Raw genomic sequence first — 17,661 nt, forward strand, 5'->3', positions numbered from 1 at the left:
CGGTGGACGGTCTCTGGTGGTCGATGTGCTTTAGCGCGTTGTTATGTGTCGCCGATCATGCGTTCGCCACGGTCTGCGCGGGCGGCTCGCTGTCGGGCCTGCCGCCTCCGTCTCCGCGATCCGCGCGCTCGCCGAAGAGCCCCGCCATCCAGCGGCCGATTTCCTCGGCGTTCGTCTCGCCGGTCAAACGCGCGGGCGAAAGGCGTCCGCCCGCGAGCACGGCAATGCGGTCGCAGATGTCGAAAAGCTCTTCCAGTTCTTCCGAGATCACGAGTATCGCCACACCGCGCGCCGAAAGATCGAGCAACTGCTGGCGAATGAATGCGGCCGCGCCCACGTCCACGCCCCAGGTGGGCTGCGCGACCACGAGCACCTTCGGCGCCTGGAGAATCTCGCGCCCCACGATGTACTTCTGCAGGTTGCCGCCCGAGAGGCTTTGCGCGAGCGCATCCGGGCCGCCGCAGCGCACATCGAACGCGCCGATGCAGCGCTCGGCGAACGCGCGCATCGCGCCGGTCCTGAGCCAACCCGAGCGCACCATGCCTTCGCGGTGTGCCGTGAGCAAGGCGTTTTCGGCAAGCGACATGGCCGGGACCGCGCCGCGCCCAAGGCGTTCCTCCGGCACGAAAGCGAAGCCGAGCTTTCGGCGCGCCCCAGCCGAAAGGCGTCCCGCGGCCTTGCCGCAAATCCTGACGGCATCGGCGCTCACCCCGTGACGGGCCGCTTGCGCCTCGCCCGAGAGCGCGGCGAGCAGTTCCGCCTGGCCGTTGCCCGAGACGCCGGCGATACCGAGTATCTCGCCCGCATGCACGCCGAACGAAACGTCGTTGAGCGAGGTGCCGAACGGATCGTCGCTCGGCATCGACAGATGCCGTGCTTCGAGCAGCACGTCGCCGGGCGCGTGTGCGCGCCGCGTGTAGTCGGGCAGTTCGCGCCCGACCATCAGCCGCGCGAGCGACGCATGCGTTTCTTCGCGCGGAATGACGCGGCCCGTGACCTTGCCGCCGCGCAGCACGGTGGCCGTGTCGCAAAGCTCCTGGATTTCGTCGAGCTTGTGGCTGATATAGAGAATGCTGCAGCCTTCGGAAGCGAGACGCCGCAGCGTGCCGAACAGCTTGCGCACCGCTTGCGGCGTGAGCACCGAAGTCGGTTCGTCCATGATCAACAGACGCGGATTCTGCAGCAGGCAGCGCACGATCTCCACGCGCTGACGCTCGCCCACCGTGAGGCTATGCACGTGGCGCTGCGGATCGACATCGAGGCCGTATTGCGCCGACACCTCGCGAATGCGTTTGCCGAGCGTTTTCAGGTCGAACGGTTCGTCGAGCGAGAGCGCGATGTTCTCGCCGACGGTAAGCGTTTCGAACAACGAAAAATGCTGGAACACCATGCCGATGCCGAGTTTGCGCGCCCCAGCCGGACTCGCGATTTCGACGGCGTGGCCTTCCCAGCGGATCTCGCCCGCGTCGGGCCGCACCGCGCCGTAGACGATCTTCATGAGCGTGCTCTTGCCCGCGCCGTTCTCGCCGAGCAAGGCGTGGATTTCGCCCGGCGCGACCGAGAGCGTGACATCGTCGTTCGCGCGCACCGCCGGGTACTGCTTCGTGATGCCGGCAAGCGCGAGGCGCGGCACATCGCTGCCGTTTTGCCCAAGCGTTGCCTGACGAGAAGAAGAATCACCCATGGAGGTTCCGCCGTTGTACGTAATTGCTGTTCGTTAACCCGATTGACGCTGGCCGCCGTGCGGGGGTGACGATACCTGTTAGCCCTGCGAAGGTCGAGCCGTCAAAATTCGCTGTTGCCTCGCTGCATGAGGCTGGCCGGCATAACCCCGGCGCGAGCCTCGGGGTAAGCCTCGCTTGACGCCACTTTTTGTCCATATTAAAAACGATATACCCCCAAGCCTCATCGATCAGCCAGAACATATAATTCGGAGAATTCATGAGTCAGCAACGCGAGGCGATCGACACGTACCTCTTGCGCGTCTTGCACACGCTTCTGATGGAGCGCAGCGTGACACGCGCAGCCGTCAAGCTCAATCAGTCCCAGCCCGCAATCAGCGCGGCGCTTCGGCGCCTGCGCGACATCACCGGCGACCCGCTGCTCGTGCGCGGCAAGTCCGGCATGGTGCCGACCGAGTACGGCCTGCGCCTGCTCGAGCCCGTGCAGAACGCACTGCGCGAGATCGAGCGCATCCGCTTCCAGCAGCACAATTTCGATCCGGCCACCTCTATCCGTTGCTATCGGATTGGCTGTCCTGACTATTTGAACGTCCTGTTCGTGCCGACCGTGGTCGAGCGCTTCCGCCTGGCCGCGCCCAACGCCACGCTCGAGTTTCACTCGCTCGGGCCTGCGTTCGACTACGAGCTCGCGCTCGAGGAAGGCAAGCTCGATATCGTCATCGGCAACTGGCCCGAGCCGCCCGAACAACTGCACCTGTCGAACCTGTTCGTCGACCAGATCGTCTGCCTGATGAGCAACTCGCACCCGTTCGCCAAGCGCGGCGGGCTCACGCTCGACCAGTATCTGAACGCGCCGCATCTCGCGCCCACGCCCTACTCCGTGGGTCAGCGCGGCGCCATCGACGTGCACCTCGCGCGCGAGCGCCTCAAGCGCCACGTGGTCGTCACGCTGCCGTACTTCAATCTCGCGCCCTACGTGCTCGTGAAGTCGGACCTGGTCTTCACGACCACGCGCCTGTTCGCCGACCACTATGCGCGCTTCCTGCCGCTCACGGTCGTACCCGCGCCGCTCGACTTCCCGCCGATGCAGTACTACCAGTTGTGGCACGAACGCTGTCATTACTCGGACGAAGTACGCTGGTTACGCAGCCTCATCGCCGAAGCGACGAAGACGCTGATCGACAAGCCTTGAGCAGCACGGCCGCACGATGCTGCGGCCGCCTGACCTTTCAGTACGTCCATGCGTGGCGCGCTTGCCTCAGCGCGCCATCTGCACGAGTTGCGCCGCGAGCCGGTTATGCCGCTCGATGACCGGCCCAAGCTCCACCGTCTGCAACACGCCGTCCTTCACGACCACGCGCCCGCCGATCACGCTCAGCGCGACCTGCGAGGGTGCGCAGAAGACGAGCGCAGCAACAGGATCGTGCAGCGCACCCGCGAAAAGCGGCTGGCGCAGGTCGAACGCCACGAAGTCCGCCGCCATGCCGGGTGCAAGCGCGCCGATGTCGTCGCGGCCCAGCACCTGCGCGCCGCCCAGCGTCGCGATTTCGAGCGCTTCGCGCGCCGTCATGGCATCCGGCCCGAAGCCCACGCGCGCGAGCAGCATGGCCTGCCGCGCCTCGGCCACCATCTGCGCGCCGTCGTTCGACGCCGAACCATCCACGCCGAGCCCGACCGGTACGCCGGCGAGCCGCATCTTCTTCACGGGCGCGATGCCGGAGGCGAGCCGCATATTCGAGCACGGGCAATGCGCGACGCCGGTGCCGGTCCGGCCGAACAAACCGATGCCGTGATCGTCGAGCTGTACGCAGTGCGCATGCCAGACGTCGCGGCCCACCCAGCCCAGGTCCTCCGCATATTCGGCGGGCGTCATACCGAACTTTTCGCGGCTGTAAGCAATGTCGTTGGCGTTCTCGGCGAGATGCGTGTGCATCGACACGCCGTAGTGCCGTGCGAGCACCGCCGATTCGCGCATCAGTTCGCGGCTCACCGAAAAGGGCGAGCACGGCGCCACGACGACGCGCAGCATCGCGTACCGGCCCTCGTCGTGATACGTCTCGATGAGGCGCTGCGTGTCGGCGAGAATCGCGTCCTCGCGCTCGACCACGGAATCGGGCGGCAAGCCGCCGTCCTTCTGGCCGACGCTCATGCTGCCGCGACTTGCATGAAAGCGCATGCCGATGCGTTGCGCAGCCCGAATGCTGTCGTCGAGGCGGCTGCCGTTCGGATAGATGTACAGATGATCGCTGGACGTCGTGCAGCCCGAGAGCAGCAGCTCCGCCATCGCGGTGAGCGTCGAGACCTCGATCATCTCGGGCGTGAGGTTCGCCCATACCTTGTAGAGGCTGGTGAGCCAGCCGAACAGTTCGGCGTCCTGCGCGGCGGGCACGGCGCGCGTGAGGCTCTGGTACATGTGGTGGTGTGTGTTGACGAGCCCCGGCGTCACGAGGTGGCCGCTGGCGTCGATCACCTCGTCGGCCGTGGCGGGCAGGTCGGCCGTCGGGCCGACCGCGACGATGCGGTTGCCTTCGACGTAGAGCCCGCCGCCGCGAATCTCGCGACGCGCGCCGTCCATCGTCACCAGCATGTCGGCGTTTTTCACCAGCAATGTCTTGCCGGGCTTTTGTGGGTCTTGCGGGTTTTGCCGCTGTGCGAGAGTGGGTTCCATCGTCCTTGTTCGCTCCGTTGTCGTGCCGCCACGAGCCCTGGCTTTTCGTTCGGACTCGCGCACGGCACGTGAACCAGACGCCCTCGCCTCACCCGCCGACCTCGCCGGTCGCCCAGGCGCCCGGTGCCGACGCGTCCCGACGAGGACGCCGCTGGCCCGGTTACCCGGCGTCCACCGCCGTCTTCGGGACGCGCAGCACGCGCTGCGCATGGCCTATACGATCCGCAACCAAAATAGTCGTGGCAATTCGCGCCGCTGCGATACCCAAATTTACGCCACGCATATAAAGGTCGATTTTTGGCGTCGCTACGATGCCAACAAGGGACGCGCGAATCCGGGGCGCAATGAGCGACAGCATCCAGGCAGTCCCAGGGCTCACCCTCATGCGTGTCGCTTTATCTTTCCTATCGCGCGCGCGCGCCGGGTGCGATCGTTCTTAAAATGCGTTCACGGCGCTCGCTTCGATCCGCCGACGGGTATGTAGCCACTGATGTGGAGCCTCGATCCGCCGCAATGCATCATGCATGGGATCGAGAGCTGCCGCTGAAACCTCGCAATCGCACCAGGCACTCACAAGGAAAACTGCGAATGGGCAAGCTGACTACCCACGTGCTCGACACCGCGAACGGCCGTCCCGGCGCGGGCATCAAGGTCGAGCTCTTTGCGCTCTCGGGCGACGCGCGCCGCGCGCTCAAGACCGTGACCACCAATGACGACGGCCGCTGCGACGCGCCGCTGCTCGAGGGCGTTGCGCTCGCCAAAGGCGAATACGAACTCGTGTTCCACGCCGGCGACTATTTCGCCGCTCTCGGCACGAAAGTGCCCGAGCCGCGCTTCGTCGACCGCGTGGTGCTGCGCTTCGGCATCGCCGACGCGGGCTCGCACTACCACGTGCCGCTACTCGTTTCGCCGTGGTCGTACAGCACCTATCGGGGCAGCTGAGCGTCAATCGGGCGGCCACCGCAACACGAACTCGTAGGGCATTCCGGGCGATCTTCCAGCCCGACTCATCAAGCCCGAGGACATACAAAAAACAATGGCAGCGCGGCAGCGCGCATGGGTCACTCTGCGGCCCCAACGCTACGCGGCGCGCTCATACCCCGCAGTTAGCACGTGCGTTCAGACGCGCGCGCAATGCATCAGGACTGGAGACGTTTCATGGAAGGCTTTATTACCGATTGGCTGAACCTCGCACTGCGCTGGTTCCACGTCATCGCGGCGATCGCCTGGATTGGCGAGTCGTTCTATTTCGTCGCGCTCGACAACAGCCTCAAACCGCCCACGGACCCGAACCAGCGTCGTCGCGGCGTGTTCGGCGAGCTGTGGCACGTGCACGGCGGCGGCTTCTACAACATGCAGAAGTACACCGTGGCGCCGCCCGAAATGCCCGATGACCTTCACTGGTCGAAGTGGCCGTCGTACACCACGTGGCTCTCGGGCGCGTCGCTCTTCACGGTGCTGTATCTCATGGCGCCGAACACGTATCTGATCGACAAGAACGTGCTCGACATGGGTCCTGTCGTCGCAATCTTCTCCGCGCTCGGCTTCCTCGCCGCCGGCTGGATCGTCTATGACTCGCTGTGCCGCGTGCTTGGCACAAAGGACAAGCTGCTGGGCGTATGCGTAGGCCTCTATGTCGTGATCGCCGCCTACCTCGCCTGCCACATCTTCTCTGGCCGTGCCGCGTACCTCATCATGGGCGCGATGCTCGCGACGATCATGTCGGCCAACGTGTTCTTCGTCATCATTCCGGGCCAGCGCAAGATGGTTGCCGCGATGCTCAAGGGCGAAGTGCCGAACCCGATCTACGGCAAGCGCGGCAAGCAGCGCTCGGTGCACAACACGTATTTCACGCTGCCCGTGGTGTTCGCGATGCTGTCGAACCACTACGCCATGACCTACGCCCACGCCTATAACTGGGCCGTGCTCGTGGTGATCATGCTGGCCGGCGCACTGATTCGCCAGTTCTTCGTGATGCGTCACCGTGGCCAGCAGCTCTGGTATCTGCCGATCGGCGGCGTGGCCCTGATGTTCGTCGCGCTGGTGTGGACGCTGCCGCGCCCGGTCGTGCCTCAGGCCGAAGCCGCGAACGCACCGTCGCTGAAGGTTTCCGACATTCAGCCTATCCTGCAGCAACGTTGTGCGGCCTGTCACTCGGCGCACCCGACGTTGATGGGCGCAGCGCCGGCCGGCGTGATGCTCGATACGCCCGACGAGATTTCGCAGAACGCGCAGCGGCTCTATCAGCAGGCCGTGACGCTCAAGGCGATGCCGCTTGGCAACGTCACTCACATGACCGACGACGAGCGGCAGAAGATCGCCACCTGGTTCCAGGGCGGTGCGAAGCAATGATGTAGTTGGCAGCGCGAGTGGTTTGCCTCGCGCTACGTGAGATGTGACTGGAAGGACCCGAGGCGCGACGCGCTTCGGGTCCTTTTGCCTTTGGTACGGTCGTTGCTGAGGGGGTTGCGCGTTGGGCTGCGAACCATTCGGGCTGGCGACGGCAGGCGCATCACGCAGTCGGGCGCCGCTGAGCAAACAGAGCGCGTATGCCAACGACCCTCGCCACCTGATCCAATCGACGTATTGAAGCGTCGCACACAGCCATGCATGACTCGCCACGTTTCACCGCGCCTTCATCCGCAAAACGCAAAAAAAGCCACGTCTCGGACGTGGCTTTCTCCTGCTGATACGGACTGCCTGGTAATTCCGCGAATTAGCGCATCGCCGCCTTCATCGCTTCTTCCGTCAACCAGAACGACTCAGGCAGATCCTGCTCGTTGAGATTGAGCCCGTCTCCACCGCGGTCGACGACGATGAAATCGCTCACCTCGCCCAACGCAATCAGCGGGTGATGCCAAACGCCCTTCGCATAATTCACGCCCTGCCAGCCGCGCGAAACGAACGCGCGAACCCGGGTGACATCCAGATCGCCCGCCGGTGCGACCACCACGAGATACGGCTTGTCGTTGAGCGGCACGAATGCCTGACTGCCCAGCGGATGCCGTTCGAGCATCTTCACTTCGAACGGCAGCTCGCGCGGCTGCCCGCGAAAGAGATTCACGAGCGTGCGGCCGCCCTCGTCAGTCACATCCACTTTCGCGAGATCGTGAAAGCGGATGGTCGTCCCTAGATTGATCGGAATCTGCTTCGCACCCGCGAGTTCGATCACGTCGCCGAAGGGCGCGAACGCCTCGGGCGTGAGCGGCTCGATAGTCAGCGTCGTCCTTGTTTCACTCATGATGGCCTCGTCAGCGTATCAGGCGAGCGTGCCCCAGAGGCGTACACGCGACACGCCGCCGTCCGGGATGATGTTGAAGCGCACGTGCGTAACCGCGCCAAGCGCCGCGAGTTCGCTTTCGTAGTAGTGCTGCTTGTCCATCCGCAGCTTCTGCTCGCCGAGCAGCACCGGCCAGAACATGGCCTGGGTCACGAGCGAGCTGTCCGTGCCGCCCACCACGCGCGCGGCCTGGAACGAGCAGCGATCGGGATAGTTGCCCTTGAAGTGCGCCGTATCGACTTCGATCTTCCTGATGATGCCCGGCTGTGCGAGCGCAATGATCGCCCAGTCGTTGCCCGGCTCCCGGCGGCGGCGCGTTTCCCAGCCGTCGCCCATGTTCACGCCGCGGCCCGGCATGAGCAGCGTGGAGGCCATGCCAAAGTGCTGGTTGTTCGCGCTAACGAGGTACGCACCGTTTTCCATAGCGGCCAGGTCGAACAGTTCGGTACGGCTCGCGCCCGCCCAGTCCACCTGCGGCTGGCCGTACACGCGCAGACGCGCGATGCCGCCATCGGGATAGATATTCACACGCAGGTGCGTGTACGGCTTGTCGCTCGACACTTCCACGTAATGGTGGCTATTGCCGTTCAACGAGGTCGAAGGAACGATCTCCGTCCATTGTGTCGTGGCCGCGGGTGCGCCATCGGCCACGTACGCGCCCTCCACCGATGCCGCCGGCGGGTAGTTGCCGGTGAAGTGGCTCGTGTCGATATCGAGGCCCTTGATGACGCCGGGGCGTGCGAGCTTCACGATGCACCAGTCATAGCCGGTCGTGCGCTTGCGGCGCGTTTCCCAGCCGTCCATCCACTTGCCGTGTTCGTCGTACTTGCCCGGAATAAAGACGGCCGGCTCCGGATTGAGCATGCGATCCTTCGGCGCGAAGAAGTCGTCGCTCGCCTCGAGCGCCTGCGCGCCCAGGCGCGGGTCCGCGAGATTCACGAAGCGGCGCGTGAAATCGGGGGCGTTGGGGTCGAGAGTCGGGAGTGCCATCGTTGTCTTCCTTCGTGTCTTTTCTGTAGATCAAAACGGCGCTGCACCCCTTCCGCGAGAAGCCGGGGGGCGCGTCGCCACGTTACGCGTCGATCAGTTCGTCCAGCCTGAAGCGCGCAATGCGGTAAATCTGGTCGAGGCTCGCGCGCATTTCATCGGCGCGGCTGTTGTTCACGCGCGCCTCGAAGTTCGCGATGATGCCGTGGCGGTCATAGCCGCGCACCGCGAGGATGAATGGGAATCCGAACTTCTCGCGATACGCGCCGTTGAGCGCCAGCAGCTTGTCGAACTCTTCCTGCGTGCACTGGTTCAGACCCGCGCCGCTTTGCTCGCGCGTGGATTCGGCGGTCAGCTCGCCACGCACGGCGGCCTTGCCCGCAAGTTCCGGGTGGGCGTTGATGAGCGCGAGCTGCTGCGTCTCGCCGGAGGTTTCCACGGCCTGCGACATGGCGCGATGCAGCGCGTCGATGCTCGCAAACGGGCGTTGCTGCGCGGCCGCAGCGGCGACCCAGGGCGAGTGCTCGAAGATGCCCGAAAGTGCCGCCACGAAGGCGTCGACCGAGGCTTGATTCAGCTGTTCGAGGGTGTAGTGCATTGCCTTCATGCGGCGGCCCCGCGGTGGTCGTTCTGCTGCGGTTGATAGGGATGATGCTCGCGCCAGTGGCGCGCGATGTCCACGCGGCGCGTGACCCACACGCGCTCGTGTTTCTCGATGTGATCGAGAAAGCGCTGCAGCGCGCGAAAACGCCCGGGGCGCCCGAGCAGCCGGCAGTGCATGCCGATCGAGAGCATCTTCGGCGCTTCGTCGCCTTCTTCGTAGAGCACGTCGAATGCGTCGCGCAAATAGGTGAAGAAGTGGTCCGCCGTGTTGAAGCCCTGGGGCGACGCGAAGCGCATGTCGTTGGTATCGAGCGTGTAAGGCACGATCAGTTGCGGCACCGACGTGCCGCCGGTGACCTCCACGTCCATCCAGAACGGCAGGTCGTCGCCGTAGTAATCGGAGTCGTAGAGGAAGCCGCCATACTCGGCCACGAGGCGATGCGTGTTCGGGCTGTCGCGTCCCGTGTACCAGCCGAGCGGACGCACGCCCGTCACGCGCTCGATCGCTTCCATGCCGAGCTTCATATGCTCGGCTTCCTTGGCGGGCGAGACGTCCTGGTAGTGAATCCAGCGATATCCATGGCACGCGATCTCGTGGCCCAACTCGACGAACGCACGCGCGACTTCGGGATGACGCTCGATCGCCATGCCCACACCGAACACGGTGAGCGGCAGGCCGCGCTTTTCGAATTCGCGCAGGATGCGCCACACGCCCGCGCGCGAGCCATATTCGTAGATCGACTCCATGCTCATATGGCGCGCGGGATAGGCCGCGGCGCCCACGATTTCGGAGAGGAACTGCTCGGAGCCGGGGTCGCCGTGCAGCACGCAGTTTTCGCCGCCCTCTTCGTAGTTGAGCACGAACTGCACCGCGACGCGCGCCTGGCCGGGCCAGTTGGCCTGCACCGGATACCGGCCATAACCGATCAGATCGCGGGGATATTGGGGATCGAGTGGCATGCTGGTCGAATCAATCGAATAGAGAGAATGAAACGCAATATCCGCACAACGGCGAGGCACCGCGAAACGGCCGCTGGCGCTGCATTGCAGGGCCTCGCGGACGGTCCGCGCAACCTGCTCACAGGACCGGACCAGTGTAGCGAAATCACCTGGACGCGCCCATACGCACGCTCAGATAGTACGGGTCAAGCGAGGTGTATGTGGCCGCCCGATACGACGTGATCCGGGTGGCCACCTCCGCTTGCGCGCGCTGCGCGTTTACCCGTAACGCAGCGGCCGCACGGGCGGCGGCGTTTCCGTGGCCGGGGCGGGGTTGGCCGGGCTGAAACGCGCGAATTCGCCGTCATAGCGCTTGGCGAGCGGGCGCGCGAAGTCGCCGCGCTTGGCGGTCGTGAGGCGCAGTGCGACGAGCGCCTCGACCCACTTCACAGCGGCCGTCACGCCGTCGACCACCGGCACGCCGAGCGCGTCTTCCACCTGCGCGCACAGGCTCGTCATGCCCGCGCAACCGAGCACGATCGCGTCCGCACCGTCTTCTTCGAGCGCACGGCGGCACTCGTCGACGATCGCGCGGCGCGCGGCCGACCCCGGTTCATCGAGTTCGAGCACAGCCACGTCGATCGCGCGCACGTTGCGGCAAAAACGCGTCATGCCGTAACGCTCGGCGAGATGCCAGGCCATGGCGCGCGTGCGCGAGAGCGTCGTCACGACCGAGAAGCCCGGCGCGAGCACGCTCGCCGCATGCATCGCGGCTTCCGCGATGCCCACGACGGGCCCGCGCGCCAACTCGCGCGCCGCGTACAAGCCCGGGTCGCCAAAGCACGCGATCACGTAGCCGTCGAAGCCTTCGCGCTCGCCCGCCTCCACTTCGGCGAGCAGGCCAGGGGTGGCGAGCGCCTCGTCGTAATAGCCTTCGATCGACGGCGGGCCCATCGTCGGGCTCACCGCCACCACCTCCGTGCCCGGTGCGATCACGGCGCGCGCGCACTGCTCCATCGCGGCGGTCATACGCTGCGTAGTGTTCGGATTGATCAGTTTGATGCGCATTTCGATTCCTTCGTCGATGCCTGGTTTTACGCGCAGCTCATGCGTTCGCGCGAGCACGTTCGCCCATCGTGAGCGCACGGTAGAACAACGCGCCGAGTGCGGCACCGATGAACCACGAGAAGTTCGCCGCGCCGCCGAGCGAAGGCACCATCACGCAGAGAATCGCGATCACGGCGGCGGGCAGCAAGGCCGACACCGCGCGCCAGTTCACGCCGTTGCGATACCAGTACGCCCCGTTCGGCGACACCGTGTAGAGATCATCCACGGCAAGACGACCGCGCTTCACGAGATAAAAGTCGATGATCAGCACACCATACAAAGGCCCGATGAAGGCGCCGAGTATGTCGAGCGTGTAGTGAATCACGGCCGGGTTGTTGAAGAGATTCCACGGCGTGATGAAGATCGAGGCCACGGCGGCGAGCATGCCACCCGCACGCCAGCTGATGAGCCGCGGCGCGACGTTGGAAAAATCGAACGCGGGCGAAACGAAGTTCGCGACGATGTTGATGCCGATAGTCGCGATCGTGAACGTGAGCGCGCCGAGAATCACCGCGGTCGGATGATCGATGCGGCCGACCGTTTCGACGGGATCGGTAATCAGTTCTCCGAACACAGGCAGCGTTGCCGACGTCGTGATGACCGTGACGAGAGAGAAGGCGAGGAAGTTGACCGGCAGCCCCCAGAAGTTGCCCTTGTGCACGCTCTTGAGCGACTTGCCGTAGCGCGAGAAGTCGCCGAAATTGAGCATCGGCCCCGAGAAATACGACACCACGAGCGAGATCGCCGTGATCATCACGGGAATCACTTCGGTACCGTGATACTTCACGCCGCCGAGATTCAAACCGATGTTGTGCCAACCCGCGCGATACACCATGTAGCCCGCGAGCGCGAACATCACGACATAAACAGCCGGCCCCGCGAAGTCGATGAACTTCTTGATGGTCTCCATGCCGTTCCAGAACACGAGGGCCTGCAGCACCCAGAGCGTCATGAAGCCGGCCCAGCCGACCGCGGAAAGCCCGAGCAAGCCGTGCTTGTGCACGTCGGCATAAGGCATGAGTTGCGGAACGAACTTGAGCACGACGATCACGAGCGCGCTCGAAGCGAGATAGGTCTGGATGCCGTACCACGCCACGGCGATGAGGCCGCGAATCACGGCGGGAATGTTGGCGCCGAGTACGCCGAAGGTGCCGCGACACGCCACCGGATACGGCACGCCGTGACGCTGGCTCGGCCGCGCGATCAGATTGCAGAGCACATTGACGATGGAGATGCCGACGATCAGCGCGACGAGCACTTGCCAGCTCGTGAGGCCGAGCGCGAAGAGGCTCCCCGCGAACACATAGCCGCCGACGCTATGCACGTCGGACATCCAGAACGCGAAGATGTTGTACGCGCCCCAGGTCTGCTCCTTGAGGGGAGCCAGGTCGTGGTTGTAGAGCCGCTCGCTGTAGCCGGCCGGCAAGCGCAGATTGTCTGCGGACTCGCTGCTTTCGCCAGATTCGAAGTTGGGCACTGCCGGACTGCCAGGTGACGCGCTGAATTGAGCCATGATCCGCTCCTTGGATGGATATGCCGACGGAAAAAAGACGCCTGAACGCCTCGAAACGCGTGCGTACCGCCGCTGGACGCGGCCGCCGCGATATCCCCGAATGGTCTGGCCTTCTCGGGCACTGCGCCGGTCGCCGTCTGGTGGCGCCCTGTAACGCTGTGCCTGTTCTTGCCGTACGCATGCATTGCATGCGCCCCACTCCATCCTTTTCAGCCGCGGCAGCCACCTGTCGAAGCGGGCTGTCGCGCTTTACTGCAATCCCTTACTGCAATCCGTTTTAGTGCCGCTTCGCATGCGTATCAGCGTGCAAGCGTGGTCGCCTCGCGCGCACTGAACACTTCCTGCAAGTCGACCGAGGCGCCTCCCGGCCGGTCGAGCATCCTGAGCTCGACACCCTGTAAATGGCGGACCATGAGCTCGACGGCCGCTTTCTCGTCTCCGGCCTCGAGTGCCGCGAGAATCGCCTCGTGATCGTCGAACGAACACGGACTGCGTCCCGGCGATTCGTAGAGCGCCGAAATCAGCGTGGAGCGCGCCACGAGCCCGTTAAGACAGTCACACAGCACCGTATTGCCGGTGAGCGTGGCCAGCGACGTATGGAACTCGCCCGAAAGCCGGATCCACGTCGGGAAGTCGCGCCCTTCGAAGGCCTTGCGCTCGCGCCGGATCGTCTCGCCGATGGTCTTCAGCCGACGGTTGCCGTGCTGCGCGCTGCAAATGCGCCCCACTACTGCCAGCTCGATGATCCGTCGCATCTCGAACACCTCGTGCACTTCCTGGAGCGACGGGCTTGCGACGAACGCGCCACGATTGGGCTCCAGATCCACGAGGTGGTCCTTCGCGAGCAGCGCGAGCGCCTGGCGGATCGGGCCGCGCTTCACGCCGAATACTTCGCACAACTGTGCTTCGGTCAACTTCGCGCCGGGCGGCAGCCGGTGCTCGAGAATCGCTGCGCGGATTCGCGCGGCGATCGCCTCGGGCTTCATGCCGGTTGCTTCGGCGTCGATATCGGTCTTTCGCATGGCTCGTGTCTCTATGCTGGGTATCCTAGGTTGGACATAAATATTGTCAACAATTATGTTGGCGAACCTGGGGAAGATCCCCACGTGCGCGCCGACTGCCACGTGCCTCGTATCGGTGAAAGGCGCTCCACTTCGGGGAATTCAGCACCTGCATGGTGATTTGCTGCCCCAATCCGGGCGAATTTTTTGTCAACAATTTAGAGAAGAAGCGTTGGCGTGAACATTGTCAGATGCCGCCTTTGACTGGCCGTTAGTTGCATAAGGCTCCCTGAAAAAAAGCGCCCGAAAGCGCTTCCATGTCGGTGCGAAATCAACTCAGGTGCGGATACCCGCTCACGGTCAGTTCGAAACCGTGCGCGGTGGTGGTCAACTGCGCAGGTGCGCCCATCGGCAGCGTGACCATATCCGGAATATGGCCGAACGGCAGGCCCGTGACCACCGGAATGCCAACCACGGCACGCACCTGCTCAACCATTTCGCGCAGATCGTAGCCATTGTCGTAATCGAACTGCTTGTGGCCCGTGAAGTCGCCCAGCACCAGGGCTTGCTGGCGAGCAAGGATGCCGGTCAGATGCAACTGATAAATCATGCGCTCGATGCGGAACGGCTGCTCGTTCACGTCTTCGACGAACAGGATGCCGCCCTCGACCGGCGGCAGATAAGGCGTGCCGATCAGCGAAGTCAGCACGGCCAGATTGCCGCCCCAGAGCGTGCCCGAAACACTCGTCGACTGGGCCTGCGGCGCGTTCACCTTGAGCGTGTAGTTCGGTTTCGAGAGCGCGTCCCAGAAGTGATGCATCGTGAAGCTGCTGAGACTCTCGGCGCCGAAGTCGCTGCAGAGCATCGGGCCGCCGAACGTCGTGAGCCCGGCGCGCGCGAGCAGCGCGAGCTGGATGGCGGTGAAATCGCTATGCCCCACGAACGCAATGGGCTGGTCCGTCAAACGCCGTTGCAGTCCGTCGTAATCGAGACCGTGCAGGATGCGCACCGCGCCATAGCCGCCACGTACGGCGAGTACGATGTCCGGCAGGTCGCGCGATGGGTCGGCGAGGCGATTCAGTTCGGCCGCGCGCTGGCCATCCGTGCCGGCAAAACGCTGATAGCGCCGCTCGGTCGCCTGCACGCCGTTGACGTGATGGCCCTGCGCCCGCAACCGGACAAGCGCTCGGTGCACCGCTTCCGCATCATGCGGATAACCGGACGGAGCAACCAGCTCGATGGTGCGATGAATGGTCATGTCGAATTCGCTTCAACCGTGAGATTCAACCCGCGGGTCCATCCGGACCGGCTACGCCAGTCCCTCCCTGCGCCTGCTCAGCCTGTTCCCGAGCCTTGCGGCGCGCTTCCCGGCTCGCGCGGCGCCGATCGGCGAAGAACGCGCGCAGCGCCTCGCCGCACTCGTCCGCCAGCACGCCTGCGGACACGCTCGTGTGATGATTGAGCTGCTCGTTGGCGAAGGCGTCGACCACGCTGCCGCACGCGCCGGTTTTCGGATCATGTGCGCCGAACACCACACGTGCGATGCGCGCGTGCATGATCGCGCCGGCACACATCAGGCACGGTTCAAGGGTCACATAGAGTTCGCAGCCCGGCAAGCGGTAGTTACCCAGCGCGTGCGCGCCCGCGCGCAAGGCCGCCATTTCGGCGTGCGCGGAGGGATCGTGCGCGCCGATCGGGTGGTTGAAGCCCGAGGCGATCACTTCGTCGCCACGCACGAGCACCGCGCCCACGGGCACTTCGCCGGCGGCGCGCGCCTCTTCGGCGGCGGCCTGTGCGAGGCGCATGAAATGCCGGTCGCGCTCGGAGACGGGATTGAGCTGGACGTCGGATTGAGGCGCGGGTGTGGACGCCGTCACGAGCGGATCGGCGGGAACCGATCCAGCGGGCGAAGTGACCACCGGGTGCGCCTCTTCGCGTTCGCCGCCGGGGGCGTCTGGCTGGACGGGACTGCCCGTCACGCCGCCCCCGCCGGGAGCCCCGGGAGGCCGGGCTCGCCCGCTGCGCGTTCGGACAAACGCTCCGCGATGCGGCGGCGATATTCGTGCGGCACGACCATCGGTCCGCCGCGCAACGATTCGAGCGCCATGTCGAGCGCCAGCATGCGCGCGCGCAGACGACACTGCACGGCCTTGTCGCCCACCGTGGCGAGCTCGTCCTCGAGGTCGCGCAAGGCCCGCAGCTGTTCGACTGCGGGCGGCACGAAGCCCGCGTTCTTCAGGATGCGGTGGGCTATGCGCACTTCTTCGGGCACGAGCGGGTCGTCGTCGAGCGTCTGCGGCGCACCGGCGCCGGGCAGGTCGTCGAAGTGACCGCGCGCGGCCGCGGCGGCAATCCGTTGTTCGACGAGGGCATCAAGCAATTTCATCAGCAATCCACTACGTTGCGGCTCACGCATTCTATCAGGGTGAGACCTGGAAGACCGTGCGCGGCCGGCATGTGTGCCATCTACCCCCTGCAGCTTGACAGACCGACGGTTTGATGCGAATGAAAAGACGCGGGCGACGCAATCTGGAATCGCCTGATGGCAGCCGGCTGAGGCAGCCGTTCCAAGGGCTGGATGCAAAAACGCCGCTGGAGCGTCCGGCACATACCGGCACGCCAGCGGCGCAAGGAAGATATCGGGGCATTCGGCCCCGCCCTTCACTTAGTCCTTCATCACCTTGCCGACCGCGTCGACCACCACGCTTACGTTCTTCTCGTTCAGGCCTGCCACGCACATACGGCCCGAGCGCAGGATGTACACGGCGAATTCTTCTTTCAGGCGCTCGACCTGCTTCTCGCTCAAGCCCGTGTACGTGAACATGCCGCGCTGCTTCACGTAGCGAGCGAGCGCCGCTTCGCTCGCATGCGAGCGCAGGCCGTCGTGGATCGCCACGCGCATGCGCGCAATGCGCTCGCACATCGCCGCCAGCTCCTGCTCCCACGCCGCCTTCAGTGCCGGCGTGCCCAGCACGCGCGTGACGATCTTCGCGCCGTGCGTCGGCGGATTGCTGTAGTTCGCGCGCACCGAGCCCGTGAGCTGGCCGAGCACGCGGTCGGCGGCCGCCGCGTCTTCGCAGATCACGTGCAGCCCGCCGCAACGCTCGCCGTAAAGCGAGAAGTTCTTCGAGAACGAATTCGCCACGAGCGCCGGCACGCCACGGCGCGCAAGCTCGCGCACGGCGAACGCGTCGTCCTCGAGGCCCGCGCCGAAGCCCTGATACGCCATATCGACGAACGGCAGCAGGTCGCGCTTTTGCAGCACGTCGATCACTTGCTCCCATTGCGCGCGATCCAGGTCGACGCCCGTCGGGTTATGGCAGCACGCGTGCAGCAGCACGACGCTCTTCGCCGGCAGCGCGTCGATGGCCGAGAGCATCGCCTCGAACTTCAGGCCGCCCGTCACCTCGTCGTAGTACGGGTACGTGTTCACCGTGAAGCCCGCGCGCTCGAAGATGAAACGGTGGTTCTCCCACGTCGGATCGCTCACCCACACCTGGCTGGTCGCAAAATAGCGCTTGATGAAATCGGCGCCCACCTTGAGCGCGCCCGAGCCGCCCAGCGTCTGCACGGTCGCGATGCGGCCGGCCGCGCGCGACGGGCAGTCGGCGCCGAACACCAGTGCCTGCACAGCGTCGCGATACTGCGCGAAACCGGCCATCGGCAGATACGGCTTCGGACCCGGCTCCTCGAGAATCGCCGCCTCGGCCGCGTGAACGGCCTTCATGACGGGCAGACGGCCTTCGTCATCGAAGTAGATGCCAATGCTCAGATTGACCTTGTTCTGACGCGGGTCCTTCTGGAAATTCTCGTTGAGCGAGAGGATCGGGTCGCCGGGATAGGCATCGATGTGTTCGAACATGCTGTTTAACTCTCTGGAC

Annotated in this window: 17 protein-coding genes; 3 read left to right on the plus strand and 14 right to left on the minus strand. The window is 64.9% G+C overall.

All coding sequences use genetic code 11. From position 1 onward, the window contains the following. Positions 1–55: 55 nt before the first annotated feature. Complete coding sequence (locus AB3X99_RS17245; RefSeq protein ID WP_368617624.1) at positions 56–1,684, minus strand: ABC transporter ATP-binding protein; 1,629 nt, start codon at positions 1,682–1,684, stop codon at positions 56–58. 257 nt (positions 1,685–1,941) lie between these two features. Between AB3X99_RS17245 and AB3X99_RS17250 the strand changes: the two genes are divergently transcribed. Continuing rightward, a complete protein-coding gene (locus tag AB3X99_RS17250) occupies positions 1,942–2,874 on the plus strand; it encodes a LysR substrate-binding domain-containing protein (RefSeq protein WP_069265652.1) in 933 nt (310 codons plus the stop codon). Positions 2,875–2,940: 66 nt separating this feature from the next. Here AB3X99_RS17250 and AB3X99_RS17255 read toward each other — a convergent pair whose 3' ends face one another. Further along, on the minus strand, positions 2,941–4,350 hold the full coding sequence (locus AB3X99_RS17255; protein ID WP_368617625.1) for an 8-oxoguanine deaminase: 1,410 nt from the start codon (positions 4,348–4,350) through the stop codon (positions 2,941–2,943). A 160-nt stretch (positions 4,351–4,510) separates the two neighbouring features. Further along, the gene (locus AB3X99_RS17260) at positions 4,511–4,708 is read right to left on the minus strand and encodes a hypothetical protein (protein ID WP_141710710.1); all 198 of its coding nucleotides are present in this window, start codon (positions 4,706–4,708) and stop codon (positions 4,511–4,513) included. A gap of 230 nt (positions 4,709–4,938) precedes the next feature. Between AB3X99_RS17260 and uraH the strand changes: the two genes are divergently transcribed. After that, positions 4,939–5,292, plus strand: coding sequence for a hydroxyisourate hydrolase (gene uraH / locus AB3X99_RS17265; protein WP_028204021.1), 354 nt, complete (start codon positions 4,939–4,941; stop codon positions 5,290–5,292). 216 nt (positions 5,293–5,508) lie between these two features. Beyond that, positions 5,509–6,702, plus strand: a complete 1,194-nt coding sequence (locus tag AB3X99_RS17270) for a urate hydroxylase PuuD (protein ID WP_069265649.1) — start codon at positions 5,509–5,511, stop codon at positions 6,700–6,702. Between the two features lie 364 nt (positions 6,703–7,066). On the opposite strand, the gene AB3X99_RS17275 is transcribed toward AB3X99_RS17270, so the two are convergent. The 11 genes from AB3X99_RS17275 to AB3X99_RS17325 all read right to left on the minus strand — a co-directional run bounded on the left by AB3X99_RS17275 (position 7,067) and on the right by AB3X99_RS17325 (position 17,642). Continuing rightward, a complete protein-coding gene (locus AB3X99_RS17275; RefSeq protein WP_069265648.1) occupies positions 7,067–7,591 on the minus strand; it encodes an ureidoglycolate lyase in 525 nt (174 codons plus the stop codon). A gap of 18 nt (positions 7,592–7,609) precedes the next feature. After that, positions 7,610–8,620, minus strand: coding sequence for an allantoicase (alc, locus tag AB3X99_RS17280; RefSeq protein WP_368617626.1), 1,011 nt, complete (start codon positions 8,618–8,620; stop codon positions 7,610–7,612). A gap of 82 nt (positions 8,621–8,702) precedes the next feature. Further along, complete coding sequence (gene uraD / locus AB3X99_RS17285; RefSeq protein ID WP_342945816.1) at positions 8,703–9,224, minus strand: 2-oxo-4-hydroxy-4-carboxy-5-ureidoimidazoline decarboxylase; 522 nt, start codon at positions 9,222–9,224, stop codon at positions 8,703–8,705. After that, a complete protein-coding gene (gene puuE / locus AB3X99_RS17290) occupies positions 9,221–10,180 on the minus strand; it encodes an allantoinase PuuE (protein ID WP_368605411.1) in 960 nt (319 codons plus the stop codon). Before puuE ends, uraD begins: the two co-directional genes overlap by 4 nt. A 258-nt stretch (positions 10,181–10,438) precedes the next feature. Further along, a complete protein-coding gene (locus tag AB3X99_RS17295; protein WP_368605412.1) occupies positions 10,439–11,227 on the minus strand; it encodes an aspartate/glutamate racemase family protein in 789 nt (262 codons plus the stop codon). 37 nt (positions 11,228–11,264) lie between these two features. Then, entirely contained in the window at positions 11,265–12,779 is a 1,515-nt protein-coding gene (locus tag AB3X99_RS17300; RefSeq protein WP_069265644.1) for an NCS1 family nucleobase:cation symporter-1, read from the minus strand. 299 nt (positions 12,780–13,078) lie between these two features. Next, the gene (locus AB3X99_RS17305; RefSeq protein ID WP_368605414.1) at positions 13,079–13,801 is read right to left on the minus strand and encodes a GntR family transcriptional regulator; all 723 of its coding nucleotides are present in this window, start codon (positions 13,799–13,801) and stop codon (positions 13,079–13,081) included. Positions 13,802–14,111: 310 nt separating this feature from the next. Next, positions 14,112–15,038, minus strand: coding sequence for a muramoyltetrapeptide carboxypeptidase (ldcA, locus tag AB3X99_RS17310; RefSeq protein ID WP_342945820.1), 927 nt, complete (start codon positions 15,036–15,038; stop codon positions 14,112–14,114). A 25-nt stretch (positions 15,039–15,063) separates the two neighbouring features. Further along, entirely contained in the window at positions 15,064–15,657 is a 594-nt protein-coding gene (tadA, locus tag AB3X99_RS17315) for a tRNA adenosine(34) deaminase TadA (protein ID WP_256094790.1), read from the minus strand. Positions 15,658–15,755: 98 nt separating this feature from the next. Continuing rightward, the gene (locus AB3X99_RS17320; protein ID WP_368617627.1) at positions 15,756–16,166 is read right to left on the minus strand and encodes a DnaJ family domain-containing protein; all 411 of its coding nucleotides are present in this window, start codon (positions 16,164–16,166) and stop codon (positions 15,756–15,758) included. A gap of 279 nt (positions 16,167–16,445) precedes the next feature. Next, entirely contained in the window at positions 16,446–17,642 is a 1,197-nt protein-coding gene (locus tag AB3X99_RS17325; protein ID WP_368617628.1) for an amino acid aminotransferase, read from the minus strand. Positions 17,643–17,661: the final 19 nt, after the last annotated feature.

The organism is Paraburkholderia sp. BR10882, assembly GCF_040948855.1.
GTDB lineage: Bacteria > Pseudomonadota > Gammaproteobacteria > Burkholderiales > Burkholderiaceae > Paraburkholderia > Paraburkholderia nodosa_A.